At 47.1% G+C, this 23,009-nt stretch carries 24 protein-coding genes; 6 read left to right on the top strand and 18 right to left on the bottom strand.

The window, feature by feature from the left end; translation table 11 throughout:
• Positions 1-28: 28 nt before the first annotated feature.
• From Q369_RS0111805 to Q369_RS0111795, 3 genes are all read right to left on the bottom strand, one after another.
• Positions 29-895 carry a tetratricopeptide repeat protein gene (locus Q369_RS0111805; protein WP_031528014.1) on the bottom strand — a complete coding sequence of 289 codons (867 nt, stop codon included), beginning with the start codon at positions 893-895 and terminating at the stop codon, positions 29-31.
• A 126-nt stretch (positions 896-1,021) separates the two neighbouring features.
• Positions 1,022-1,255 (bottom strand): hypothetical protein, encoded by a 234-nt coding sequence (locus tag Q369_RS0111800; RefSeq protein WP_229206814.1) that lies wholly within the window; start codon positions 1,253-1,255, stop codon positions 1,022-1,024.
• A gap of 67 nt (positions 1,256-1,322) precedes the next feature.
• On the bottom strand, positions 1,323-1,952 hold the full coding sequence (locus Q369_RS0111795; RefSeq protein ID WP_031528012.1) for a pyridoxamine 5'-phosphate oxidase family protein: 630 nt from the start codon (positions 1,950-1,952) through the stop codon (positions 1,323-1,325).
• An 80-nt stretch (positions 1,953-2,032) separates the two neighbouring features.
• Here Q369_RS0111795 and pdxR point away from each other — a divergent pair, with 80 nt between their 5' ends.
• Positions 2,033-3,493: a MocR-like pyridoxine biosynthesis transcription factor PdxR gene (gene pdxR / locus Q369_RS0111790; RefSeq protein WP_031528011.1), complete on the top strand. Its 1,461-nt coding sequence runs from the start codon at positions 2,033-2,035 to the stop codon at positions 3,491-3,493.
• 27 nt (positions 3,494-3,520) lie between these two features.
• Positions 3,521-4,735: an MFS transporter gene (locus tag Q369_RS0111785; protein ID WP_031528010.1), complete on the top strand. Its 1,215-nt coding sequence runs from the start codon at positions 3,521-3,523 to the stop codon at positions 4,733-4,735.
• Here the strand turns inward: Q369_RS0111785 and Q369_RS0111780 are convergent.
• Positions 4,706-5,092: a helix-turn-helix transcriptional regulator gene (locus Q369_RS0111780; protein ID WP_031528009.1), complete on the bottom strand. Its 387-nt coding sequence runs from the start codon at positions 5,090-5,092 to the stop codon at positions 4,706-4,708. The genes Q369_RS0111785 and Q369_RS0111780 overlap by 30 nt on opposite strands.
• Before the next feature lie 116 nt (positions 5,093-5,208).
• Here Q369_RS0111780 and Q369_RS0111775 point away from each other — a divergent pair, with 116 nt between their 5' ends.
• Positions 5,209-5,487: a hypothetical protein gene (locus Q369_RS0111775; protein WP_031528008.1), complete on the top strand. Its 279-nt coding sequence runs from the start codon at positions 5,209-5,211 to the stop codon at positions 5,485-5,487.
• Between the two features lie 56 nt (positions 5,488-5,543).
• Here the strand turns inward: Q369_RS0111775 and Q369_RS0111770 are convergent, their stop codons facing one another.
• On the bottom strand, positions 5,544-7,529 hold the full coding sequence (locus tag Q369_RS0111770) for a heavy metal translocating P-type ATPase (RefSeq protein WP_051664033.1): 1,986 nt from the start codon (positions 7,527-7,529) through the stop codon (positions 5,544-5,546).
• 312 nt (positions 7,530-7,841) lie between these two features.
• Here Q369_RS0111770 and Q369_RS0111765 point away from each other — a divergent pair, with 312 nt between their 5' ends.
• Positions 7,842-8,243 (top strand): hypothetical protein, encoded by a 402-nt coding sequence (locus tag Q369_RS0111765; protein WP_157488156.1) that lies wholly within the window; start codon positions 7,842-7,844, stop codon positions 8,241-8,243.
• Complete coding sequence (locus Q369_RS0111760) at positions 8,240-10,039, top strand: M64 family metallopeptidase (RefSeq protein WP_031528005.1); 1,800 nt, start codon at positions 8,240-8,242, stop codon at positions 10,037-10,039. Before Q369_RS0111765 ends, Q369_RS0111760 begins: the two co-directional genes overlap by 4 nt.
• Positions 10,040-10,078: 39 nt before the next feature.
• Here Q369_RS0111760 and Q369_RS0111755 read toward each other — a convergent pair whose 3' ends face one another.
• The 11 genes from Q369_RS0111755 to Q369_RS0111705 form a co-directional block, all read right to left on the bottom strand.
• A complete protein-coding gene (locus tag Q369_RS0111755) occupies positions 10,079-10,375 on the bottom strand; it encodes a hypothetical protein (protein WP_031528004.1) in 297 nt (98 codons plus the stop codon).
• Between the two features lie 5 nt (positions 10,376-10,380).
• Complete coding sequence (locus tag Q369_RS0111750) at positions 10,381-11,145, bottom strand: ParA family protein (protein ID WP_031528003.1); 765 nt, start codon at positions 11,143-11,145, stop codon at positions 10,381-10,383.
• A gap of 320 nt (positions 11,146-11,465) precedes the next feature.
• Complete coding sequence (locus Q369_RS0111745; protein ID WP_035333339.1) at positions 11,466-12,719, bottom strand: MFS transporter; 1,254 nt, start codon at positions 12,717-12,719, stop codon at positions 11,466-11,468.
• A 12-nt stretch (positions 12,720-12,731) separates the two neighbouring features.
• On the bottom strand, positions 12,732-12,971 hold the full coding sequence (locus tag Q369_RS0111740; protein ID WP_031528001.1) for a hypothetical protein: 240 nt from the start codon (positions 12,969-12,971) through the stop codon (positions 12,732-12,734).
• Positions 12,972-13,007: 36 nt separating this feature from the next.
• Entirely contained in the window at positions 13,008-13,601 is a 594-nt protein-coding gene (locus Q369_RS0111735; protein ID WP_031528000.1) for a TetR/AcrR family transcriptional regulator, read from the bottom strand.
• 93 nt (positions 13,602-13,694) lie between these two features.
• Complete coding sequence (locus tag Q369_RS0111730) at positions 13,695-15,176, bottom strand: HsdM family class I SAM-dependent methyltransferase (protein ID WP_031527999.1); 1,482 nt, start codon at positions 15,174-15,176, stop codon at positions 13,695-13,697.
• Positions 15,177-15,246: 70 nt separating this feature from the next.
• A complete protein-coding gene (locus Q369_RS0111725; protein WP_031527998.1) occupies positions 15,247-15,909 on the bottom strand; it encodes a hypothetical protein in 663 nt (220 codons plus the stop codon).
• Complete coding sequence (locus Q369_RS0111720; RefSeq protein ID WP_031527997.1) at positions 15,891-16,391, bottom strand: hypothetical protein; 501 nt, start codon at positions 16,389-16,391, stop codon at positions 15,891-15,893. The genes Q369_RS0111725 and Q369_RS0111720 overlap by 19 nt, the downstream gene beginning before the upstream one ends.
• Positions 16,392-16,593: 202 nt before the next feature.
• Complete coding sequence (locus tag Q369_RS0111715) at positions 16,594-17,616, bottom strand: acetate and sugar kinases/Hsc70/actin family protein (RefSeq protein WP_031527996.1); 1,023 nt, start codon at positions 17,614-17,616, stop codon at positions 16,594-16,596.
• Positions 17,617-17,663: 47 nt separating this feature from the next.
• The gene (locus tag Q369_RS0111710; RefSeq protein ID WP_031527995.1) at positions 17,664-18,680 is read right to left on the bottom strand and encodes a hypothetical protein; all 1,017 of its coding nucleotides are present in this window, start codon (positions 18,678-18,680) and stop codon (positions 17,664-17,666) included.
• Positions 18,681-18,698: 18 nt separating this feature from the next.
• Positions 18,699-19,376 (bottom strand): hypothetical protein, encoded by a 678-nt coding sequence (locus tag Q369_RS0111705; protein WP_031527994.1) that lies wholly within the window; start codon positions 19,374-19,376, stop codon positions 18,699-18,701.
• 192 nt (positions 19,377-19,568) lie between these two features.
• On the opposite strand from Q369_RS0111705, the gene Q369_RS0111700 reads away from it, so the two are divergent.
• On the top strand, positions 19,569-20,489 hold the full coding sequence (locus tag Q369_RS0111700; RefSeq protein WP_031527993.1) for a sugar phosphate isomerase/epimerase family protein: 921 nt from the start codon (positions 19,569-19,571) through the stop codon (positions 20,487-20,489).
• A 14-nt stretch (positions 20,490-20,503) separates the two neighbouring features.
• Here Q369_RS0111700 and Q369_RS0111695 read toward each other — a convergent pair whose 3' ends face one another.
• Positions 20,504-21,511, bottom strand: a complete 1,008-nt coding sequence (locus Q369_RS0111695; RefSeq protein WP_031527992.1) for an alpha/beta fold hydrolase — start codon at positions 21,509-21,511, stop codon at positions 20,504-20,506.
• Between the two features lie 63 nt (positions 21,512-21,574).
• On the bottom strand, positions 21,575-22,738 hold the full coding sequence (locus tag Q369_RS0111690; RefSeq protein WP_031527991.1) for an MFS transporter: 1,164 nt from the start codon (positions 22,736-22,738) through the stop codon (positions 21,575-21,577).
• Positions 22,739-23,009 lie beyond the last annotated feature (271 nt).

Genomic DNA, 23,009 nt, shown 5'->3' with positions numbered 1-23,009 from the left:
TACCAGGCTGATTTACAAAGCCTGGTATCTACTTCATACTTAATGCCCGTTTCATAAAAGCGCCTAGGAAACTGCCCGCAAACGTCAGGATCATCGATCCGTAAAGACTGAAATAGTGAAGTTCTTTCAATGCATTTCCCTCCGGCGGCGTAGCGAAGAACTGATAGCCTAAGTAAATCAGCACACATTGCAGGATCGCCAGCATCCAGCCACGGTACGGTTCGGCAAAACCAATGGATATCGCGGAAAACACAGCTACCAGGTAGGGGAGGTGTATTCCCTCCGCATTTTCAATCACGGCCACAATAATGGAACTGGTTGCGAAAACGAGCAAAGTGCTCGCAAGAAGACGCTTGTCCACCAGCGGCCGCTTCGTTTTACTCGTTGCGTGCTTTGTAGCAGGTCGGTATTCTAATTCTTGCGCCTTTTGAATATCAGATTGAGCCAACTCCGATTGACCTAAATTGGAATAGCAGTCAGCCCGAAGAACAAAAGGTTCTGCAATATCGCCGCCACAGATTGCGATCGCTTTTGAAAATGCAAGCCTGGCTTCTTCAAAGCGCCTATTTTCAAGATAATACCTGCCTAGTTCCAGTTGAATGTCGTAAAAAGTATCATCCAGACTTGTCGCGGTTTCCAGATCAGAAAGTGCCTGAGTGCTATCACCCAAAGATTTTCTGCACAGGCCGCGATAAAGATAGGCTACTGCGGACTTCGGCTTTTCAGCCAACCTGCGCTCAAAGTATTGAACAGCTTCCTCAATCTCGCCGTCCCGGTAGAGGTTAATACCCTCTGAAAGATAATCCTCCTCTTTCTCTGCGTTGGAACGCAGATCAGCGTAGTTTCTGAGGTAAAATATGTAGCCAAAAAAGGCGATTACAATAAGAAATTCCATTTTCGTGGAGTTAGGCAGTCTATTTGAGAAATCGGGTCAAAAGAAGCATGCCTTTTCGAAAATGGAAAGATTTTTATTGCATTGATCAAAAGCGATCTGCCTTGCGGCAGCGGCTTAACATTCAATTCAGCCGATTATCGCGATATCGGGATCGGTGTAATTCGTTTGATCCGCAGCAGAATAGCTCAGGACAATGCGCTTTCCGCTTTCCTCAGCCACTTCAAGTAACTTGAAAACCTTCTCTTCGCCTTCTATTTGTAGTGCCTGATACAATATATTCCCGTAGTGAAATTCCTGAGAACCAAGTCCTTTCGTGAGTGCAGCCAGTTGGTATCGGTCGAATAGTTCCTTTCCTGTCATGGTTTGCATTGGTTACATCCGGCTTCTTTTGCCGAAAGATGCCGGATGTACTCCCAAGGTTGCACGGCTATCTCAAATGTTCAGGAAGTTCTATCATTCCGCTGCTTTCGTCAGGAATGGGACTTAGTCGAACGGTAGGAGTGGGAATTATTCCCGACCATATCGGCAAGTCCAGATCTTCCGCTTCGTCGTTTGGCATTCCTGTCCGCATCTTAGCCGAAGCTTCATCGATCGAGAATGCCAGCGCAGTTGTTTTGCGTACTTCCGAATCTTTCATTGGGCGCAGGTACTCCCACGAATTCGGGACAATTTTGTTCGTAAGCCATTCAAAAGCAGCTAGTTTTGTTTCCATATCGTCGATTTTCTCGGCTTTTGAAAAGATGATAACAGAACGATAATTCACAGAATGGCTGAATGCAGATTTGGCAACTACCAGCGCGTCAGTCAGCATAATGGAAATGCATACCGGAATGCCTTTCTCAATTTCCCTGATAAAATGACTCCCGACAGAGCCGTGAATGTAAATCTTGTCTTCGTAGCGGACGAATGCAGTGGGGATCGCGAACGGCTTGTTGTCGCTTACAAAACTAATCGTACAATAGAGCGCTTCATCCAGAATTGGATTAATCGTGTCACGGTCATAGCTGGCTTTTTTGGCTTGCCGGCTGGGTATCAAGTGAGGAGGTATGTTGTTCATGCTTTTGTTTTTGTTCAAAATTCCACTTTAATTGGACGTCGGGAAAGATCCAATACATAGAATCTAAGTAGTCCAATTTCATGCAAGCTCTATCTTCACTCATCATTCTCGATAGAACGGGTAAAAGCCCGCTATATCTGCAGATTGCCAGTCAGCTCACTGCATTAATCCGAAGCGGGACTTTACAGCCGGGGCATAGATTGTTAAGTTCCAGGAAGTTGGCCTTGCTTTTGAATGTGCATCGCAGAACGATCGTGCAAGCTTATGATGAACTGCTGGCACAAGGTTGGCTTGAAAGCCAAACGGGAAATGGAACATTCGTCGCCAGCAGCTTACCGGAAGCCGCCCCTGAGCCTGTTTCAGGACTTGTTCCCAAAAAAACAAATCCCTCCAGAAATGCAGGTTTTACATTCCGCAAGCTTACGCACCTGAACCGCGGCGTGCTGAAATCCGGTAGCCGGCTGCATCTGGACGATGGTTTTCCTGACGCGAGGCTGGCTCCTGTAGAAGATCTTTCACGGGCGTACCGGAGCCAGTTGCTTCGCGGCAATCCTTATGTGAGACTTGGCTATGGTGACACAAAAGGCTCAGCCTGGTTAAGACAGGAACTTTCAGCGCACCTCAACGAAACGCGCGGGCTGAACACGAGCGCCGATAATATTCTTATTACCCGCGGTGTGATCATGGGCATTCACCTGGTGAGTACCGCGTTGCTGCAGCCGGGGGATTGCGTGGCGGTTGATGCCCCGGGTTGGTTTGGGGCTAACATGAATTTTGTTCAGGCGGGCGCGACAGTTGTGCAAATTCTGGTCGATAAGCATGGTTTGGACGTGAAGGCGCTTGAAAAACTTTGTTCGCAAAAGCCGGTCCGAATGGTATATGTGACTTCTCACCACCATTATCCCACCACCGTCGCACTGCGCGCCGACCGCCGGATCGCATTGTTGCAGCTCTCAGCGAAGTATGGATTTGCTATTTTCGAAGATGATTATGATTACGATTTTCATTACCTGAGTAAACCTTTGCTGCCGCTTGCAGGGGCGGATCAGCAGGGGATGGTACTCTATTGCGGTTCTTTCACCAAAACGATCTCGCCTGCATTCAGGGTAGGTTTTCTGGTGGGATCGGAAGATATTATCTCGGAGCTGGCATTGCTGAGGCGCATTGTAGACCGGCAGGGCGACCAGATGCTGGAAAATGCGATCGCGGAGCTGATGCAAACGGGTGTTATACAAAGGCACTTGCGAAAGTCTGTGAGGTTATATCGGCAGCGCCGCGACCATTTCTGCGAGTTATTGAAATCCGAGCTGGGCAATTATCTTCAATTTGAGGGTCCTGATGGCGGTATGGCGGTTTGGACAAAATTCAATTCCGACATCGACTTACCCGCTCTTGCGTCAAAAGCATTGCAGAAGGACTTGTACTTCTCATCGGGTTTTGGTCAGTCAAAAGAACTTGCAAATATGGTCAGGCTGGGTTTCGCTTCGTCGGACTTGAACGAATTAGAAGAAAGTGTCGCAATTATCAGGGATTTGTTGTGAGATTTGCAGGATCAATGCTGTGAGTTTATGTACCGTCAAATTACCGCAAGTTACCGAACCGCATTCAGCGGGCTCAGCCGGGAAACCTGGCTGCTAAGTATCGTCATACTCGTCAATCGCTGCGGCTATATGGCTGTTCCGTTTATGAGCATGTACATCACGCAGAGCCTGCACCGGAGCATCGCAGAAGCCGGGCTCGTCATCACGCTATTCGGAGTGGGTTCGGTCTTGGGCGCGATGGCTGGTGGCTATCTCACAGATAAATGGGGTTTCCGACCGGTACAGATTTTCAGTCTTATCTTCAGCGGAATTTTCTTCGTGGTATTCAGTCTGGTCACAAGTTTTTTCTGGATTTGTGTCCTGGTGATAGTGCTTGCTTTTTTTGTAGAAGCCTTCAAACCAGCTAATAGCACGGCGATTGCAGCTTACTCGACCACAGCCAATCTCACCCGGTCGTATGCATTGAACCGCCTGGCAACCAACATTGGCTTTGGTTTCGGGACTTCAATGGGCGGCATTCTAGCTGCCATCAACTACCATCTTTTGTTCTGGGTTGACGGTATCGTATATATGCTTGCCGGTGTGTTGATTATTATATTACTGCCAAAAGCAAAGATCAACCGGGAGTTGGTGACAAATGATGCTGGTGCAGTATTCGGGAAATCTCCCTGGACCGACGGTTTTTTCCTGCGTTTTCTGATCATGGTCACCCTATATATGGTTTGTTTCTCCCTCTTGTTCAGACTTGTGCCGGTTTATTGGAAGGAGCAAATGCATATCGGAGAGTCTACGATCGGAATGTTGCTGGGAATGAATGGTTTAATTATCGCATTGTTCGAAATGATCCTGATTCAAAAGCTGAGAGACCGTTGGTCCGACTCTGCTTATATCGTAGCCGGCGTGGTTTTCAGCGCATTGTCTTTCCTTGCGCTGGTTGTGCCTTTTGTGCTGCCGGTGATCTTAGCAGGAACAGCGGTGCTTCTTTTTACAATCGGGGAAATGCTTGCTATTCCTTATATCAGCACTTTTGTAATGAACCGCGCAAGCGAAATGAGCAGGGGAAAATATTCCGCCGCTTACTCTGTTGCACAGGCCGTTGCGCAAATTATAGGTCCCGCGCTCGGCGGCCTTGTCGCTGCAAAATGGGGCTACCAGGTTCTTTGGCTCGCGCTTATATTGGTAAGTGCTACCTGCGCGCTGGGTTTCAAGGCATTATTCCAAAGAGCTGTCAGGTTCAGCTGACGTGGAGTCTTCCGCGTCCGAGGGTTTCAATGCTTTAATCTGATCTTTAAGTTGTTTGATCCGCTCGTCTTCCAGTTCAAGCGCTTTCCGCTGCAACTCGATCAGATCGTCTTTTTTGAGCATCACATAATTTTCCCTCGGCTCTTCAAACATAGGCGCTTCGCCGACAAGCTGGGCTACTGTGGCTTTCAGGACTTCTGCCAGTTTGATCACCTCTTTCAGAGAAGGGTCGCTCTTGCCGGTTTCCCAGTGTGAGATAGTTTGCTTATCGCGCCTGTCGATTTTCTCTGCCAGCTCATCCTGGCTCCATCCCATCAATTTCCGGTATTTTTTAATTCTTTGCCCAATTATTGACATTTTTTCAACTTAAAGTATATGAATGCTTGACTTTGTAATAAGAAATATATACATTTGTATATTCCGTTTTCCGTAATGCGAAAATTACAAAATTAACACACACAACTTCACATCAAATGAGCGAACTGCAAACACGAGTTTCCGAGTATGGTGGATTGTCCATCAAAGAACGTCTTCTGATTAGGTTTGTAAGATCCAGGAACATTGTAGGAAAGAACTGGCGTGGCGTGCTGGCGGCGCGTGATCCGTTCTTCAACACGAAGCTGGGCGGCGACTATCTGACGTCTGTCGCACAGGCGGTATCCGACAGCAGTCGGGGCAATGTGGACCGCATTGAGCGTGTTACAATAGCGCTTGAAAAAGCTGCTGGTATCCGGCCTGTTCCGATCGTCTGATTCTGCTTTACAGGCGTTTTGCAGCTGCCGGAGCGATCAGTGCTCCGGCAGCTGAATTAAATTTTCTTGCCCTGGATCCGGAATGCATTGAGGATTGCGAGCAGTGCCACGCCCACGTCGGCGAACACAGCTTCCCAAAGCGTGGCGATCCCGCCTGCGCCCATGATCATCACGGCGAGCTTGACGCCCATTGCCAGTGAAATATTCTGGTACACAATGTTGCGCGTCACTTTCCCAGCTCTGATCGCGGATACGATCCGGGAAGGCTGATCATTTTGGATCACAATGTCTGCGGTTTCGATCGCAGCATCAGAACCCAGCGCGCCCATTGCGATACCCGCATCCGCCAATGCAATCACGGGAGCATCATTAACACCGTCGCCGACAAATCCGATGCGCCGGCCCTCTGCTTTCAGCTGTTCAACTACCCGCACTTTATCCTCGGGAAGTAGTCCGCCGTAGCTCGTGCGGATGTTCAACCGGCTGGCTGTGCTGGTAACCACCGCCTGTTTGTCACCCGACAGCATAATGGTTTCAATGCCCATTTTAGCAAGCTCGCTCACTGTCGTGGCGGCATCTTCTTTAATCTCGTCAGCAATTATGAAATGTCCGGCGTAGGTACCATTGATTGCGACAGCCACGATGGTCTCTGGGATATCCGTAAGAGACGAAGGATAGTCTACTGAGAACTTTTCTAGCAATTTCAGATTGCCGGCCAGAAGCTGCTTTTGATTAATAATGCCCTTTAATCCAAGTCCCGAAAGTTCTTCTACTTGTTCCGGTTTGTCCAGCCGCTGTTCGGCTGCAAATGCAACTACTGCTTTCGCGACCGGGTGCGTGGAGTAACTTTCGAGCGAGGCGGCGAGTCGAACAAATTCGGCCTTGTCCATTGTTGTTTGCACCTGCTGGACTTCAAATACGCCTTTCGTGAGGGTACCCGTTTTGTCCGAAACCACCGTGTCGATCCTGGTCATAACGTCCAGAAAATTGGCTCCTTTCACCAGAATCCCATTTCGTGAGGCAAGACCAATTCCGCCAAAGTAACCCAGCGGAATGGAGACCGTCAATGCACAAGGACAGGCGATTACGAGAAACACCATTCCCCGGTACAGCCATTGATCGAAGTTATAATCAGGGGTAAAAAGATAAGGCAGAAAGATGATCAGTACTGCGAGCAGAAAAACGATCGGCGTATAAATCCTGGCTAATTTGCTGATCAACAACTGGGTTGGTGCTTTTCTGGCCGTCGCATCCTGCACCATTTCCAGTATCCGAGAGAGTTTTGAATCCTTGAAAAGCGCAGTAACTTCTATTTCAACAGCCTTTTCGGTATTGATCATCCCGGCAAGCACCGGCTTTCCTGCTGCGATTACATCCGGTCTCGGTTCTCCGGTCAATGCTGCCGTGTTAAAGATTCCAGACTTGGTGATAAGCCGGCCATCCAATGCGATTTTTTCTCCTGGCTTCACCAGTATCGACTCGCCAACGCGCACCTGGCCTGGGGCAATCCTGATATTTTCCAGATTTCTGATGACCGTAACTGAGTCCGGCCTGATGTCGAGCAGCGCTTTGATCGAATTTTTGGACCTGCTTACAGCGATATCCTGAAAGAGCTCTCCAATCTCGTAAAAGATCATTACCGCCACACCCTCGCTGAACTCGCCAATGTAAAAAGCGCCGAGCGTAGCGATGGTCATCAATGTAAATTCATTGAAAAAATCACCTCGCGTGATTCTTCTGCCGGCTGTAAGTATGGTTTTGTTACCCGCCAGCAGATAGGCAGTAAGCATCAATGCGATTTCAACGGGCCGACTAACTTCAAGCTTGAAAATGAATGTGGCAGTCAGCGTCCCGAGCAGTATCGCCAGACTGAGCCATAGCATCCAGCGACTTTGCAGCGATCCGGCATTGCCGCTATGTCCGTGATCGTGTCCGTCGTGATCGTGGTTGTGTTCGTGGGCTTTTTTGTGTTGATGTACGTTAGTGCCTGAGCAGCAATCTTCTGCGTGAGCTTGTACTTTATTTTTATTCTGCAATTCCATTGGTCACTCGATTTATGATTTTCAAAGATACGTTTCAAAGGCGTGCAACAGGGTTTCAGGTGCTGAAAATCAGGTCATTGCAATGATGTTGCAGGCCTATACAACCGTTAGATCAACAGCGGAGTCTTACGTTTGATAAACGCCATTTGTTCTCCTGTGAATTTGCTGGGGAAAGATGTAAATTTACCAAGGCCAGACCCAAAACCGGTGTGCATGCATAATCGATTCATTTTTATATACATATTAATAATAGGGCAGCTTTTTTCCGGGTGCAGCAAACAAATGGGAGTTTTGGATCTAAATGATGTCAGAATGTTCAATCCCGCGGCGGGAGATCAGATCCTTTTTCTGGAATTCCGTGTAAGTCAACCGGAACAGGGGAGCCCGGAACAGATCAGTCTGGTGAGCTCGGTTTCAGGAACGGGGAAATTGAAGAACCTGCGTCGGTCGGTGGAATATCCTTATCAGATACAGGTTGTTCCCAGGTACAGGACAAGCGCATTGGAAGTGCCGATGGTTTTTGAGCATCCGCTGTTCCGGGAAGTTGAGGTACCTGATCCTTCCGGAACGATCACCCGAAAAGAGCAGTTTGCCACCGAAGGTACCTTCACCATGCGTATGCAGGCCGATCCTAACATTGAGAAACTTGATTTTTATAGCCTGAAACCAGGCCAGGAACCCACTAAGATTTATACCCTTAATCTGAAACGATGAAGAGAACTTTTACCACGCTATTTTATACCCTGCTGCTATCGCAGGTCTTCGGGCAAACTTTCCCTGTAGATACGCTGTACAAATCCGGTCCGGTTGATAATCGCATCAACGTCGTCATTCTTGGGGACGGCTTTACGAAAGAGGAACTTCCAAAGTTCAACGAGGAGGCGCGGAAATTTGCCGAATTCTTTCTCGATTATGCACCTTATAGTAAGTACAGGAATTATTTCAATTTTTTCTCCATTCCAACTCCCTCAGAAGAAAGCGGCGTGACCAACCCGGGGACCGCGCCCGACGCTTACCCGGATCAGCCGGTTACACAGAAAAAAACCTTTTACGGAGGAACATTCGGATCTTCCATACACAGGCTGGTAACTGTCAATTATGGAGTCGTATTTAATATACTCGCCGCCAATTTTCCTACTTACGACCTGACTGTTATGCTGGTAAATACCGAGTTTTACGGAGGCTCGGGCGGGTCCATTGCGGTACATACATTGGATGAGAGTGCCAATGCGATCGGCGCGCACGAGATCGGGCACACGTTTGCAGCATTAAACGATGAATACTGGGCCGGCCCGCAGTACGGAAGAGAAGCGGCAAATATGACCGCAGTAACCGATCGTTCCCGCGTGAAATGGAAGAAATGGCTTGACATACCTGGGATCGGCATTTACAAGCACGGAGAAGACGGCCCCGCTGCAACCTGGCACAAGCCTGCGAATGCAACCTGTTTAATGGAATACCTGAACCAGCAGTTCTGTGTCGTGTGCCGCGAGGCTACAACCGAAACGATCCTGTCGCTGGTGAACCCAGTTGAAAAGATAGAGCCGAGCAATGCATCGGAGTACCTTGTTACTGCGCCAACTAAATTCCGGCTGGGGTTGTTGAAGCCGGCGCCCAATTCCTTGCAGGTTGAATGGAAGCTCGACGGAGAAACAGTTGCCGGCGGCGTAGATGAAATCACACTTGCACCTTCCGATTTGCCGGCTTTTGGGAAATTGACTGCCACCGTTTTCGATTCGACCTACATGAGCAGGTCGGAAGAACTGGCACAGCAACGCGTAAGAACCATTGAATGGAACATCAAATCCAACTCACCGGCTATATTAAAGATCAAAGCCAGTGACGATAGCCTGTGCGTGGGAGAGTTTGTTACGCTTACTGCATCCGGCTGCCCGGGTGAAGTAAGCTGGTCGACGGACGAGACTGGCAATGCGATCCGGATCCAGCCTGAAAAAACAGCGACTTACACCGCATCCTGCGTCGACACTGATCAGAAGGCGACTGCGACGATTACCGTTTTGCCACTTCCAGTGATTGAGGTTACAAATACAGGACCGTATCTGGAAGGTGGGACCATCGTCCTCAATGCAACAGGGGCGAGCAGTTACGTTTGGAAAGGCCCGCGTAATTTTACCGCAACAGGAGCAGAGATCACCATTCCATTTGCAATTCAGGAACATTCAGGAAAGTACACAGTTCAGGGAACTGATATGTATGGTTGCTCAGCCGGAGCAGAAACGGAAGTAAGTGTAGAGCGGCTGTTGTCAGCAGGTAATGTGACAGAAGAGTGGGTGCGCATATCACCGAACCCGGCAAGTGACTTCATTAAGGTTACTACGAATGTCGGGGGCAAATCAACCTTGACGCTACTTGATCTTTCGGGAAAGATTATCCGAAGCAAGAGTTTCACGCGCGAAACAGAATTGAAGCTGCCGGTTCAGGCAGGTTTGTATCTGTACAAGGTCACGAATGGAGACCGGGAGTTTTCGGGAAAGATTGCCGTGCAGTGAAAACAAAAAAGTCTCCTCACGGAGACTTTTTTGTGTATGTTAATCTGTAAGTGATTTAGGCTTTCGTCCGACCTTGGTGCGGTTTCGGATTTTGTCCGGGCGCGGACGGATCTCTTTATCCTGAAAATACAGCTTTAAAGATTCAAGGATGATGTCTTTCTGTGTAAGCCCCTCCCAGTATCCATAATCCTTCATGTTTTCCATTAGAATGTAGTCACAATCGAATGTTACTTTGGTTGGCGCTCCCTCAATCACCTCGGTGGGTTTGTTTGGCTCTTCCTGGACATCAGCTACCAGCGGAAGTGGCGCAAAATCAAATTTCCTCTCTTTTGCCATAAGTGTCAGTTATTAATTCGTTCGAGTATTTCTTTAGTTAGCTTGTAATAATCTTCTGCGCCATTGCTATCGGGCGCGTAATCGAATATCGTTGTGCCGTTTGCCTGGGCCTCAGACAAGGCTATGTTATCGCGAATGTACGAATCCATAAATACTTCACCAAGTTGCTCCCTTGTCGCATTGATCAGTTCGTGGCTGATCTTCTTGCGGATTTTCGGGTTATACCTAGTGGCGAAAACGCCGCCGAGGTTTGTACTCGGACTTATTTTTTTGATCTCGGCAGAGTAAACCAGGAAGTTTCTCAAACCCTCATAACTCAAGAACTCAGCCTGCAGCGGAACATAATACTGGTGGCATGAAACCAGCGCCAGTCTCGTGTTACCATACAGGGCAGGAGGGCAGTCGATGATCACGAAATCGTACAACTCTTTTACTTTTTCCAAAGCAATTTTCAGGTTGAATGGAAAAACAGGGGCCGACCTGATCGTGTCTTCACGATGGATCATTTCTGCCGATCCGGGCAATACATCGATGTCGCCAACACGCTTAACAATCTCGTCAAATTCATATTCACCGGTGATGAACGAACCACTGTCTTTTTTCAAGCCGGCGTGCTGAATGCCGAAGCTTTTCGTAAGACTGGCTTGTGCATCCAGGTCAATAACCAGCACCCTTGCATTCGCAAATTTGCTGAGACCGGCAGCAATGCTCTGAGCAGACGTAGTTTTTCCCACACCACCCTTGTTGTTGACAATACTGATGATTTTCATTTAAAAGTATTATTAGTATAAAATGTTTGTCGTTTATTTCACGTCGGATACGTAAATAAACGTAAAATAATTTTACTACTAATCTGAATGAATAAAAAGCCTCAAAAGTTTTTGTCTTTGTAAATGTATAAATCTTTTTAAAAGATCAAAAAGTATAAAAAGAATTTATTTCAAGAATTTTTGACTTTATTCTATAAGGTGCTGGTATAAGGGATATTAGTTTACGTTGATTCAAACATAAAAAAACCACCAGCCCGGTGATTGTTCCTTCGAAAATATGAAAGAGCAATGTTGCCAAGCTGGTGGCTGATTACAAACTCCTAAATAGCTGCCCCGGAAGCTGGCGCCGACTGAGTTTTATGGGTAACGTACTTGTGAATACGATACATTAAAAACGCAGTTACCACAATCGCAAACACAACGACGTTCCCGAGTAATGGATAGTTTTCAAGGAAGCCGGTACTTGTTTCGTACACGATGAAGCCGGCAATTAGAGAAGCAATCCCACCTGAAATCTGCTGGACCGACGAGTTGATCCCCATGAATGCACCCCGATCCTGCGGCTCAGGAACAGCACTCATCAAAGCCGAAGCAGAGATCATCCGGCCGGTAATACCGACGAAAAGCAGAATGTTCAATATGATAATAATCCAAAGTGGCGTCACGCTCAGATTGCAATAAATAAGTGTCATAATGCATGCAATGGAGGAGCCCCAGAGGAACACTTTGTACTTGCCAATCTTGTCGCTCAGCTTCCCGATCAGCGGACTGAATGCAAGCATGCACAAGCCGGTTACCATATATAATGTAGGAAGCTGCGACTCCTGAATGCCGAGATTGTTGACACCATAAGCAGTACCAAAGGGCATCAGCATAAAACCGCCGGTCGCGAGCAGGGTAGTGGCGGCGAAGGCTTGGAGGTATGACCGTCTTGCCAGAGTTTTACCCAAATGCTGAAACGCGTTCGTCTTGGTTTGGAGTTTCAAATGTGCATTGATCGGCTTCATAAAAAACACAACCAGCACCCCAACAATAATGCTTAAACCGACGATCATCAGAAACGGCGCGTGCCAGCTGTACTCTTTTGCGAGATACAATCCGATTGGTATCCCCAAAACCTGGCTGCTTGCAAACGCCATTTGAACAAACCCCATGACACGGCCGCGAACCTGGATCGGGAAAAGGTCCGTAATAATCGCAAAGCCGATGGAGCCGATCACACCGCCAAAAAGTCCGGTGAAAATTCTGGCGGCCAACAGAAAGTGGTAAGTAGGCGCGATTCCGCAAAGGAAAGTGCCGATTACAAATCCCGTGTAAAAGAAAAGGAGCAGCTTCTTCCGGTCAAACTTATCGGCAAAGCCCGCGGTAATGAGGCCCGCTGCTCCCGCGCTGAATGCATAGGCCGAAACAACCAGCCCAAACTGGCTGGTTGTAATCGAAAGTTTTTCCAAAAGAATGTACCCGAGTGGGGAGAGGACCATGAAATCCAGCACGACCGTAAACTGCAGGAAGGCCAGCAATGCAATAATAAATTTCTCATAGCCGGTGAAAGTCGGCTTTTTTTGTTCCGTCATGTAGGAAGTCGATTAGTCTGTTAATTCTTCGCACGCGTAGCCAGCTTGTTGCAAAAGCGCGATAACTGGCGCGCATTCCGGCTGCGTGGCTTCAATTCGGAGCACGTAGTCGATATCGCTGAGGTCTATATTCCACCTGATGATACTGGTATGTCCGTCCAGCAGCGGCGATATAGACTTAACGTGGCGCTTATTTTTGACATTCGTCCTGAAAACGAGGACGTATTCTTCGTGGTAAACGTGTTCGCTCATAGCTAAGTAGTTGTTCGGTACGATACTGAATGCATTTCAAGGTTGCGGCTTCAAAGCTTTCAGTACCAAACCGAGTGTCTGATTTACTTTTTCTTCATCAAAAATAAAAGGCGGCCGGCCGGGCATACTGGACTTTGCAATATGAAACTTGACGAGCTGATACAATGGCGCAAATGCAACTGACCAGTAAATCTCAACAGGAAGCGGCACTATTTCGTGGCGCTCAATCGCTTTATGTACAAACCTGCCCATTGCTTCGGTAAACCGCGCATCTACATTGGAGCGGCTCACCAGCGGAGAGTGGCGCAGCTGTTCTATAAACGTGTGGCTGAAAGGGTTTTCCAGGCAGTAATGCATCCGGTTGAGCCACTGTATCCGCAATCCTTCATCGAAATGCGATTCCGGGTCGAAATTCTTTAATGTCGCATCAAACATCTTGTTGGTCTCGTCGGTGTAAAGCTGCTGGATCAGATCTTCCCGGTCGTGGAAATAAATGTAGATCGTCGCCACGGAAACGCCTGCCGCCCTAGCAAGTTTGTGCATGCTCAAACCGTCAAACCCATGATTTACGATCATTTCGACCGCTTTCTGTCGAATCAATGCCTCTTTGTTGACGTCTCTTGTTCTCAAATTCTTATCAATATTATCATGCGGCAAATATAAATGAACGTTCGTTTATTTATAGGTTTTAAGTGTGATGTTTTACGTTTGTTCTACTGAAAATCAAGCTGGTACCAGACTGGTAACTATAAAATTCTCAATTGCTTTTTTGTTGTAACCTTTGTAGCCTCCCTGAAAATCTCTGCCAGCCACAGCAATAAAGTCGGCCATTCGCTGCGAATTCAGCTGCGCTAATAATGGCTCATGGTCACCTTCGTACTTAATAAAATAGCCGGAATACACAGTCACATCCGGGTTCTCGTACAGCACAAAATTGGGCTTCTTGTTCATGGGTGAAAAAATGATCTTTTTGCCAAATGAACTGTCTAAGCCCTGAGACCGGCCGAATGCATACCACGCAACTGGATTAGGCTTCCCATTATCACGACGATCGAGCGCGGGTTTTACTTTAAGCAAATACGAAAAAGTTTTCGGAAACTGCGTTTTAAGGGTTTCTTCATTGATAATCTGCTGTTTGCCAGATTCATTTTTCTGATATGGGAAAAGAATGTACTCAGTGACTGGATCTGTTGCGGATTTTAGTTTTGACCCTTTGATAATCGGCTTTAACAGCTCCTTTTCAAGATATACGAAATCGCCGTTTTTGTTCTTGGCATATACGATATCGTCGTTTTCTTCGATAATCGAGAAGAGATAATATGCGTCTGCGAGGGTTGTAAGTCCAACTGAGATCTTGCAAATATCGCCTAACTTGCTGCCTTCCTGAACGGACACGGAGGATACCGACAGCTGCCAGGGATCACTCAGGTCGGTGAATGCAATGCGTCTGGATTCATAAGTGAGATTGGCAGAAGTACATTTCTCAAAGGTAAAATCAGGAGCCTTTTTCTTTCCAAAAACGGTAATTGCAGAGTAAGTGGAAGCATTCTCGAAAACACTTATCTCGGCAAAATTGGTAACGTGAATAAGGTTCTGCTCCTCTTGAAAATAGGATCGAAGCGGCCTGCCTGTTTCCGAAATGAAGAAAGAATTGGGTGTTATAAATCCGCATACCCCATTTTCTGACAACAGTGTGGTGGCAAGTTCGAAAAATGCCACATAAGCGTCTGTGGATCCTGAGCGGCAAAATGCGTAATGGTTTTTAATAAAAGTCCGTTGCTGTTCTTCCAGGTGCTGGATCCTTATATAAGGCGGGTTGCCAACAATAAAATCAAACTTTTGCTGGATGTCCTTTTGCGTCAATGCATTACAAACCGAAAGGTTCCAGGCGACGGAAATTCCAAGCGGCTCCACGAGTGCATTCAGATTAGTTAGACACGCAGTAATGGCAAGCGGATCAATATCCCAGCCGTGGATCTGGCTGAGCTTTTCAGGAAGGAGCTCACGCGGTGTATTTTGAATGATATAGGAAGCGATCGGCACCAGAAAGCGGCCGTCTCCGCAAGCAGGGTCCAGAATTTGGACTGCTGCCAAATCTGCCTGATAGAACCCGCATAATCCAAGGATCTTTTCAACTATATGCGACGGTGTGTAAACTTGCCCGAGGAGCTTTTTCTTCTGGTAAGTGCGTGACTGTGATGCCATTTATGAAAACAAAAATCCTGGTAAGTTTCCCGAATCGATCGTTTTCGGGAGAGAACACCTCTAAAACTACTTATTTCAAAGCGCAAACCCGAAAGCCCGTCAGTGATCTGATATAGGCGGTGGGTGTTACCGGCGAAATTTCTTTGAACAGGATCTCGTAAGTATTCTCGTTGAATGTAAATGAAGTACCGTCGGCCCTGACCCGCTTGGTTCCCGCTGCGTAGAACTTGCCGACTTCACCATTCTGCAATGCAGATTTGTCGATAAATCCCAGCAGAGAGGCAATCGTGCCATCTGTTTCAGATTGGTGAAATGAAATGCAGAAGTAATGCGTGGTTTTCGATTTTGGCTTGTTCAGCTGAGAAGCGGGAATATTAAGTACATACTCGCCAGCAAGGCTTCCCGTCCGCCGCTTCATTGATTTCACATCCACCGAAAAATCCTGCAATTCCGACGTGATCAAGAAATCTTGGCCCCAGTCCTGGCCATCATCTGCGCCGAAAGATCGGGTAGGGCGGGGTAAGTGAAAGGAATCTGCGAAAACGATCTCGCCGAGCGTGCCCGTGAACCGGAGCATTCGGGTACTGGCGGGTAACACCTGGGCTTTGTCCCAGATATTAGCAACACGATGGTGCGCCAGCGAATGCTCCACCAGCTTGCGGGCCGCAAGCTTCTGTTCAGCCTTAACGGAGATTTGAATGTATGTACCGGATTTCAGAACAGTTTGCTCCATGCAAATCTAATCGCTAGCAAAGTGAGCACAAAACCGATCAAGATCACAGAAAATGGAATGTAAGTCCATGCTACTAAGTGCAATCGGTCGAAGAACCACATCAATCCAATGAGGGCGGCAATGAGCGTAAGAAATCCGGAAATTTTGCCAAAACCGGGGATCAATGCGAAAGGTATCTTCCGCTTGATCAGCATGAGCGTCAATGCAAGCGAAATGATCGGAAAAAATTGGAGAATGATATTGGCTTGCCAGATACTCTGTCTCTCGAAAAGAAAAAGGTAGATGTTCAGCGTAAATGCAAAAATGCCGGGGATACTAACCGCATAAACCAGCACCGCATACACATAACTCCAGAACCGAACATCACGGCTCCCATTCGCCAACTCACCAATGGCCCAGGCTAGTACCGGCATTAAAGCAAAAAAGGCCACAGCCGGCCACGGATTTGAAGAGATATATTGAAATAGTTGTGATAGCGTCATTTTTTCTTGTTATTCTGGATTGGGGCGGTAGGGGTGGAAAGGGAGGAAAGGGAGGAAAGGGGTGAAGGGGAGGAAAAGAAGAAAAGAAGATTAAGGATTGGAGAAGATGTTAGATGTTATTTACTTGTGTAAATTATAAATGTAATTAACATCTGTAACTTCCTCCATCCTCCCTTTCCTCCATCCTCCCCCCCAACTCTTCCTACAAGCCCAACAAAAAACCTATCGTAAAATTAGCGTCCCAGTCGAATACGAATTGGTCGCAGCCGGTTGCGTCTTTTACGGCTTTGTAAATGTTGACGCCTGCTTTCGATTTTGCATTAGTCAGTTTGGAGTAGGCGAGGGGCTCGCTCAGGGTGGTGTACCGCTCCTTGCCTTTGCGTACTTCTTTTGCCATTTCAAAAGGTACGCCTCCGATGATAAAGCAGGTTTTGCGTTTGTCAGCAGGAATTTGTTTTGATTTGGAAGATACCTCTTCGTAAACCTTCGCATCATCTGCTCCATCCTGATAGTACTTTGCACCGTAAGATTCCAGTGCTGAAACCTTGCTGCCTTCCATCCAGGAAATCTTCGTGTTACCTGAGCCAATATCGACTACGAAAGCTTTATCGGCGTATTCCGCAGGTAGTACCGATTTAAGCGCTAGCTGCCCTTCCTGCTCAGCAGTCACCTGGTTTACTACATATCCGATTGACTTCAGAACGCGCGTGATCTTCTGGGTTACCTCAGCTTTTGCAGCACCGGAGCTTACGACGAAATGAATGTCCTTGCTGCCCACCCCGAAATCCAGCATACCGCCTATGTACTTCTTAAGACCAATGCGAATGTCCTCGTCGGTTGCCATATTCTCAGTGACCAGACTATTTCCGAACTCAGACTTTTCAAGTGACCAGCGCTTTTGGTTATCTACTTTGATAATGAAAGAATTGAAACCGCTTGCGCCAAGCTCGACAACACCTTTCAGCTTTCCATCAACCGGTGCAGGTGCGGTGTAGTTGAATGCAGATGCGTCAGAGCTAACTGCTTCTGAATCTCCGCTTGCAGTTTCGCTCGGGGTACTTTCGTCTTCGCTGGCATTTGTAGCCTGACTTTCCGGGCTTTGGGCCCGGTCTTCCGCCATCTGGTTGAGCGCCTGTTGGCCGCCCAGGTACTTATATCCGACAAATATTGCTCCTAAAATAAGCGCCGTAATGATCAGGCGACCGGCAACTGTGAGTCTTTTCATGGGTTTGTGTTAGAGATTAACGATGTTAAATATTTGAACAAAATGTATTAGTCAAGAAGGCCGCGGTAACTCGAATCTTTGGGTACCTCAGTTGGTCGACTGGAAGGTGCCTGCGGGCTGTCGAGCTGGATTAGTTTGAACTGGCCAGAATTATAAGCTTCAAGCATTGCCTGTCCCTTATCAGAAAGGAGACCGTTTTGCACGTCCACTCCGTTTATAAAGTCAAGCGACAAGTCCATTGCGCGCTTCATCTCGCCCAGTTTCTGGCTCATATCATCCTGGATATACTCCATTGACTCGTCGAAATAGAATTTCTTATCCGGATTGCCTTTGAAAATGCTGATTGCAGTGCGCAATGCATTGGAACTTTCCTTCACGATCCGGTACTCTGCCTCTTTGAGCTTTACCTTAATTTCGGTTTCCTTGATAATGTAGTCGGCACTTTTATTAACCTTTTCCATAAATTCCAGGACCGTCTTCATGTTCCTTTGAAGTGGGAAAAGCTTTTCATTCATTTCCTGCAAGCCTGCGCCTTCAATCGTCGCCAGCGAAGCAGTTTCCTTCATTCCCGGGCGGTCGAGCATAGTACCTGCCTTATTGGCTTCCGCGAATTTCTGCTTAATGCGCTCATTGTTTTCATTGATGTTTTTGTTCAATTTCACAAGTTGACCGGCAAGCGTATTGATTTGCCCTTGCATTTTCTCACGCTTTTCTTTCAGATCATCAATGTAAATTTTCATGATCGCGATCGGATCCAGCTTGATAACCAGTCCGGTGATTTTTCGCATCAATGTTTTGAACAGGAAAAAAACAGCGGTGCGTACGTCCTTGCTTGTAAACAGGAAGATCACCAGCGCAAGTACGGCCATCAGAAAGCCGAGGTACAAGGTATTTTGCGTCACCTCTATCAGGAAGGCTGCAATCTTGTTCCAGTAATATAGCGCGGCCGCGCCGAGACCACCCATAAAAAGTAGGGAGGTAATTCCCTCGGGTTTACTCCAGTAAGACCGCTTGGAAACATCGTCCTGCGATCCGCCTATTTGTGAAAAATCTGGTGTTGCCATTTTTGTCGAGAAGTCAGGTTATTTGAGATATTGATTTATTTTATTCAAATCGGATTTAATTTGTTCAACAAAGCTGAGATATGTAATCTCGAAACTGTCTTTGTTCGCATTGATCTTCGCACTTTGTTCCGCTACTTCGCCCGAAATTTGTCCGAGTCGGTTTTTATTTTCATCTATTTTCCTCTGAATTTCAGCTAGCTGCTGGACCAATGAGACATTTGACTCCTCTAGCCGTTTTTGCTCATCCTGCAATGCGCCGACCCGATCTTTGATCGCTTTTTCAACATCTTTCAAAAATGAGCTGCGATCTTTATCCAGAATGGCCAGGTACTGGTTTGCGGAGGATTGCAGAATGGACGTATCCTTTGCTCCGCCCATTGCCTTGAAACTAGCCCAGGCTGCCTGGAACTGCTTTTCTTCGCCGAGCCCAAGTCCCTCCATGTTCTGCAAGGCCTGTTTGTATTCAAAATAGTCGGGCCCGGGCAGGTTGGCTTTTTCCAACAGACTTACAAAATGTTCAACAAATTTGCGGTCGATGTTCATAGTACCCGCCACGTTGGGGACTGTGGGGGCGACGGTCTGTCGGGGCTGTTCAGCCGCCGGTTTAGTCACTGGAACAGCTTTGGCTGGTTCTTCACTCTCCTTAATGAAAAAGCTGAGTATTTTCTTTCCGATACCCTGTTCAGAGTCTGCCATAGTTGTATAACGTGTTAAAATTCATTGGTTTCACCGGGTCAATATTACTAAAATTTGAAGGATATCAGGTGCGGAGATAATTACCAGTGGCATCCTGAATTGATGAAGGCGCTCAAAATTTGGATGGAATCCGGGTGAATTGTTGAACTACGGCGCTTTTTTACTGAAGTTTACCCAAAAAACATCTCTAATATGCTTCAATTAGGTTTTAATAGCGCAATCCTGGCCGATTTCGGCTTTGAGCATGTGGTGCAGTTTGCTGCCAATCACGGTTTTTCATGTGTCGAAATGATGTGCTGGCCAGCAGATAATGCAGATAGCAGACGGTACGCAGGTGTTACCCATATCGACGTACTTAACCTGACTCCGGCGCGGATCTCGGAAATCAAACACACATTGAAAGAAGCCGGCGTATTCGTGTCGGCGCTGGGCTACTATCCTAATCCGCTGGATCCCGACCCGAGCAAGTCTGAATACTATCTTGAACATATCAAGGAAGTGATCAGGGGGGCGGCGAAGCTGGATATTCCGGTTGTTACTACATTCATAGGGAGAGACCCTTCCAAGAGTATCAAAGACAATCTCGCGCGCTTTGCTGATGTGTGGCCGGCAGTCGTGAAGGTAGCCGAGGAGAACAACATCAAATTAGCGATTGAGAATTGTCCCATGTTCTTCACCGACGATGAGTGGCCTGGTGGAAAAAACCTGGCGATCAGTCCGGCTGTGTGGGACAGGATGTTCGAAATCATTCCAAGCCCTATATTCGGCTTGAACTACGATCCTTCGCATATGATCTGGCAAATGATGGATGAAACTTATCCGATTTACAATTATAAATCTCGTTTACATCATGTCCATTTGAAAGATGCAAAAGTTTATAAAAGTAAATTAGATCGTGTTGGGATATTGGCGAATCCTTTGGAATACCATTCTCCAAAATTACCGGGCTTAGGCGATGTGAACTGGCGTGCATTCTTTGCTGCATTGACAGATGTGCGTTACCGCGGACCAGTGGTGATCGAAGTGGAAGACAAAGCTTACGAAGGGAGTATCAAAGATGTACAAAGTGCAATCCTGACAAGTCGCAACTATGTAAAGCAGTTCTTCGCCTGATCAACCAGCAATGGTCAGGGCTTTTCGATGAATTTCATGAGTGGTCCAATAAACCTTTCAAAATCCTCAACATGCGGCAGGTGGCCGATGTCACCGAGTTCCGCCAGCTCGCTGTTGGGGATTGCGGCTTTTGTTTTCCGGCCCAGTTCCGGGTAGTTGCCCAGCGTTTTGCGTACATGCTCCGGCGCCAGGTTCTTGCCCACGGCACTGCGGTCTCGCTGACCGATGATCAGCAATGTAGGCGCTTTAATTTGCCCAAACTCATAACAAACCGGCTGCGAGTAGATCATATCATAGGTTAAAGCGGAGTTCCATGCGACGCGGGGATAGTCTCTATTCAATGTCCAGCCTGCTTGCAGGTTTACCCATTTCGTGTAGCTATCCTTCCATTTGCCATCATAATAGCTGTTTAGCTGGTAGTTTTTGATTGAATTAAAATCAGCCTTTAACTCGCTCATATACCATTTGTCAACTGATTGGTAGGGTACCTTCACTTTGTAATCTTCCAATCCAATCGGGTTTTCAAGGATCAGTTTTTCGACAATTTCGGGATACATCAATGTAAACCTCGTTGCAACCATTCCGCCCATGGAGTGACCAAGGACGATAATTCTTGTAATATTCAGTTTGTCGAGAATACGCTTTGTGCCTGCTGCCAGCTCGTGAAAAGAATATTGGAAATGAAGCGGCTTTGTTGATTTACCAAAACCAATCTGGTCCGGAATAATGACCTGAAATCCTTTGTCGGAAAGCGCTTTTGCCGTTTGTTCCCAGTAAGCACCATTGAAATTCTTGCCGTGCAGCAGCATAATGCTCCGTCCATTACCATGGGCTGGCTTCACTACCATGTATGCCATTCTGAGCTTCTCGGTCTGTGATTCAAATTCGATGTAAGACACAGGAAAAGGATATTCGTAGTTTTCCAGGTTGATATCCAGATTGCGTATTGTGTCTTTCTGAGCGTTCACAGTGCCACCTGTGATCGCGAATAATATAACCAGGATCAGTCCAGAAGTTCTCATTTTTAACATAAAAAAAGGGATACCGTTATCCGATACCCCAGGTCAAATTTTTATACCAGCAGACTAGCTGATCAATTTTGCTTTCGTCGCCAGATAGGCAGTCAGCGAAGCCAGCACACCAACGATCGCGAAAGACCAGCGGAGGTCTGCAAATTGGGCTACGATACCAATCAATGGAGGACCGATCAGAAAGCCAATGAAGCTGATGGAAGAAACCGCAGCCAGCGCCATTCCGGCAGACATTGTGGTGGACTTGCCAGCTGCGCTATATACCAGCGGAACAACCGAAGATACACCGAAACCAACCATCAGAAAACCGAATGTAGCTGGTATTAGGTAGGGGAAAAGCACTGCGACTGCCAATCCGGTTCCCATTAATGAGCCGCTGATCTGCAACATTTTCTTTCTTCCGAGCTTGTTGGCAAGCCAGTCACCGGCAAAACGGCCGCCCGTCATTGTACCCATAAAAGCAACATAACCCAATGTGGTCATCGATGCAGGAACGTGTACTGCTTCCTGGAAATAAACGCCGCTCCAATCGAACATAGCGCCTTCACAAACCATCGCACAAAAGCCGATCAATCCCAATGTGAGCAGGTCGCGGTCAGGCTTCACGAAAAGCGGCTGTGCTTCTCCCGAGTTCTTTTCGCCTTCGGGCATCGTGTGTTTGTAGGCTGTAAAAATGATTAGGAATGCAGCTAATGCGATAAATGTAAAGTGCAGATGTGGAGGAACGCTGATCGATATAAAAAGGGAACCGATCATTGCGCTGACAAAGCCGGCGAGGCTCCACAACCCGTGGAATGAAGCCATGATCGACTTTCCATATAACTGCTCCACAGCGACTGCCTGCGTGTTGATCGCGATATTGGTCAGGTTACCCCACAATCCAAAGGCGAAAAGCGCAATCACCAACTGCTCTGTGCGTGTCACAAAACCGATGAAAACCAATGTAGTTGCGTACAAAATAGCGCCAATCAGCACCATTTTACGACTTCCATAATGTGTTACCATCCAGCCAGAAATCGGCAGGCTCGCCATTAACCCGATCGGCAATGCAAGCAATACGGTTCCTAAGCCGCCTTCTGTTAAATGGAGCATGTTTTTAATATCCGGGATCCGGCTCGCCCAGGCGGCGAAGCTCAGCCCCTGAACAAAGAAGAAAGCCGCTACCGCAAGGCGCAAATACTTTCTGGAATCTGAGGGTGCAAAAATTGAATAATTCATGACTTTCTTTTTTCATTCGGGACAAGCCCAGTGGTGTTTCGTAATAGCCTTTTTATATAATTTTTTTAAGTAAATTCCGAAAGTGAGGTAAGTGGGAAAATTGGACTGCGATTCTAAAATATTCCATCTACACTGCAAAATTAACGTATATCAGCAGATTAAGTTTCAGAATTCTTGTACTTTTTAAATGATATAAATAGGTAAGTGTTGGACAAAAGAAAGAACGTGTAATTTATTGATATTGGATTGTGCCTTAGCAGGAGGATTTGCT

The sequence above is a fragment of the Dyadobacter crusticola DSM 16708 genome, assembly GCF_000701505.1.
Lineage (GTDB): Bacteria > Bacteroidota > Bacteroidia > Cytophagales > Spirosomataceae > Dyadobacter > Dyadobacter crusticola.
This window is presented reverse-complemented; position numbering and strand designations above follow the sequence as displayed.

What these genes read in the sequence shown, in the direction of transcription:
- Q369_RS0111805 (WP_031528014.1), bottom strand. Translation starts at nt 895, where the DNA reads ATGGAATTTCTTATTGTAATCGCCTTTTTTGGCTACATATTTTACCTC.
- Q369_RS0111800 (WP_229206814.1), bottom strand. Translation starts at nt 1,255, where the DNA reads ATGACAGGAAAGGAACTATTCGACCGATACCAACTGGCTGCACTCACG.
- Q369_RS0111795 (WP_031528012.1), bottom strand. Translation starts at nt 1,952, where the DNA reads ATGAACAACATACCTCCTCACTTGATACCCAGCCGGCAAGCCAAAAAA.
- pdxR (WP_031528011.1), top strand. Translation starts at nt 2,033, where the DNA reads ATGCAAGCTCTATCTTCACTCATCATTCTCGATAGAACGGGTAAAAGC.
- Q369_RS0111785 (WP_031528010.1), top strand. Translation starts at nt 3,521, where the DNA reads ATGTACCGTCAAATTACCGCAAGTTACCGAACCGCATTCAGCGGGCTC.
- Q369_RS0111780 (WP_031528009.1), bottom strand. Translation starts at nt 5,092, where the DNA reads ATGTCAATAATTGGGCAAAGAATTAAAAAATACCGGAAATTGATGGGA.
- Q369_RS0111775 (WP_031528008.1), top strand. Translation starts at nt 5,209, where the DNA reads ATGAGCGAACTGCAAACACGAGTTTCCGAGTATGGTGGATTGTCCATC.
- Q369_RS0111770 (WP_051664033.1), bottom strand. Translation starts at nt 7,529, where the DNA reads ATGGAATTGCAGAATAAAAATAAAGTACAAGCTCACGCAGAAGATTGC.
- Q369_RS0111765 (WP_157488156.1), top strand. Translation starts at nt 7,842, where the DNA reads ATGTTCAATCCCGCGGCGGGAGATCAGATCCTTTTTCTGGAATTCCGT.
- Q369_RS0111760 (WP_031528005.1), top strand. Translation starts at nt 8,240, where the DNA reads ATGAAGAGAACTTTTACCACGCTATTTTATACCCTGCTGCTATCGCAG.
- Q369_RS0111755 (WP_031528004.1), bottom strand. Translation starts at nt 10,375, where the DNA reads ATGGCAAAAGAGAGGAAATTTGATTTTGCGCCACTTCCGCTGGTAGCT.
- Q369_RS0111750 (WP_031528003.1), bottom strand. Translation starts at nt 11,145, where the DNA reads ATGAAAATCATCAGTATTGTCAACAACAAGGGTGGTGTGGGAAAAACT.
- Q369_RS0111745 (WP_035333339.1), bottom strand. Translation starts at nt 12,719, where the DNA reads ATGACGGAACAAAAAAAGCCGACTTTCACCGGCTATGAGAAATTTATT.
- Q369_RS0111740 (WP_031528001.1), bottom strand. Translation starts at nt 12,971, where the DNA reads ATGAGCGAACACGTTTACCACGAAGAATACGTCCTCGTTTTCAGGACG.
- Q369_RS0111730 (WP_031527999.1), bottom strand. Translation starts at nt 15,176, where the DNA reads ATGGCATCACAGTCACGCACTTACCAGAAGAAAAAGCTCCTCGGGCAA.
- Q369_RS0111725 (WP_031527998.1), bottom strand. Translation starts at nt 15,909, where the DNA reads ATGGAGCAAACTGTTCTGAAATCCGGTACATACATTCAAATCTCCGTT.
- Q369_RS0111720 (WP_031527997.1), bottom strand. Translation starts at nt 16,391, where the DNA reads ATGACGCTATCACAACTATTTCAATATATCTCTTCAAATCCGTGGCCG.
- Q369_RS0111715 (WP_031527996.1), bottom strand. Translation starts at nt 17,616, where the DNA reads ATGAAAAGACTCACAGTTGCCGGTCGCCTGATCATTACGGCGCTTATT.
- Q369_RS0111710 (WP_031527995.1), bottom strand. Translation starts at nt 18,680, where the DNA reads ATGGCAACACCAGATTTTTCACAAATAGGCGGATCGCAGGACGATGTT.
- Q369_RS0111705 (WP_031527994.1), bottom strand. Translation starts at nt 19,376, where the DNA reads ATGGCAGACTCTGAACAGGGTATCGGAAAGAAAATACTCAGCTTTTTC.
- Q369_RS0111700 (WP_031527993.1), top strand. Translation starts at nt 19,569, where the DNA reads ATGCTTCAATTAGGTTTTAATAGCGCAATCCTGGCCGATTTCGGCTTT.
- Q369_RS0111695 (WP_031527992.1), bottom strand. Translation starts at nt 21,511, where the DNA reads ATGAGAACTTCTGGACTGATCCTGGTTATATTATTCGCGATCACAGGT.
- Q369_RS0111690 (WP_031527991.1), bottom strand. Translation starts at nt 22,738, where the DNA reads ATGAATTATTCAATTTTTGCACCCTCAGATTCCAGAAAGTATTTGCGC.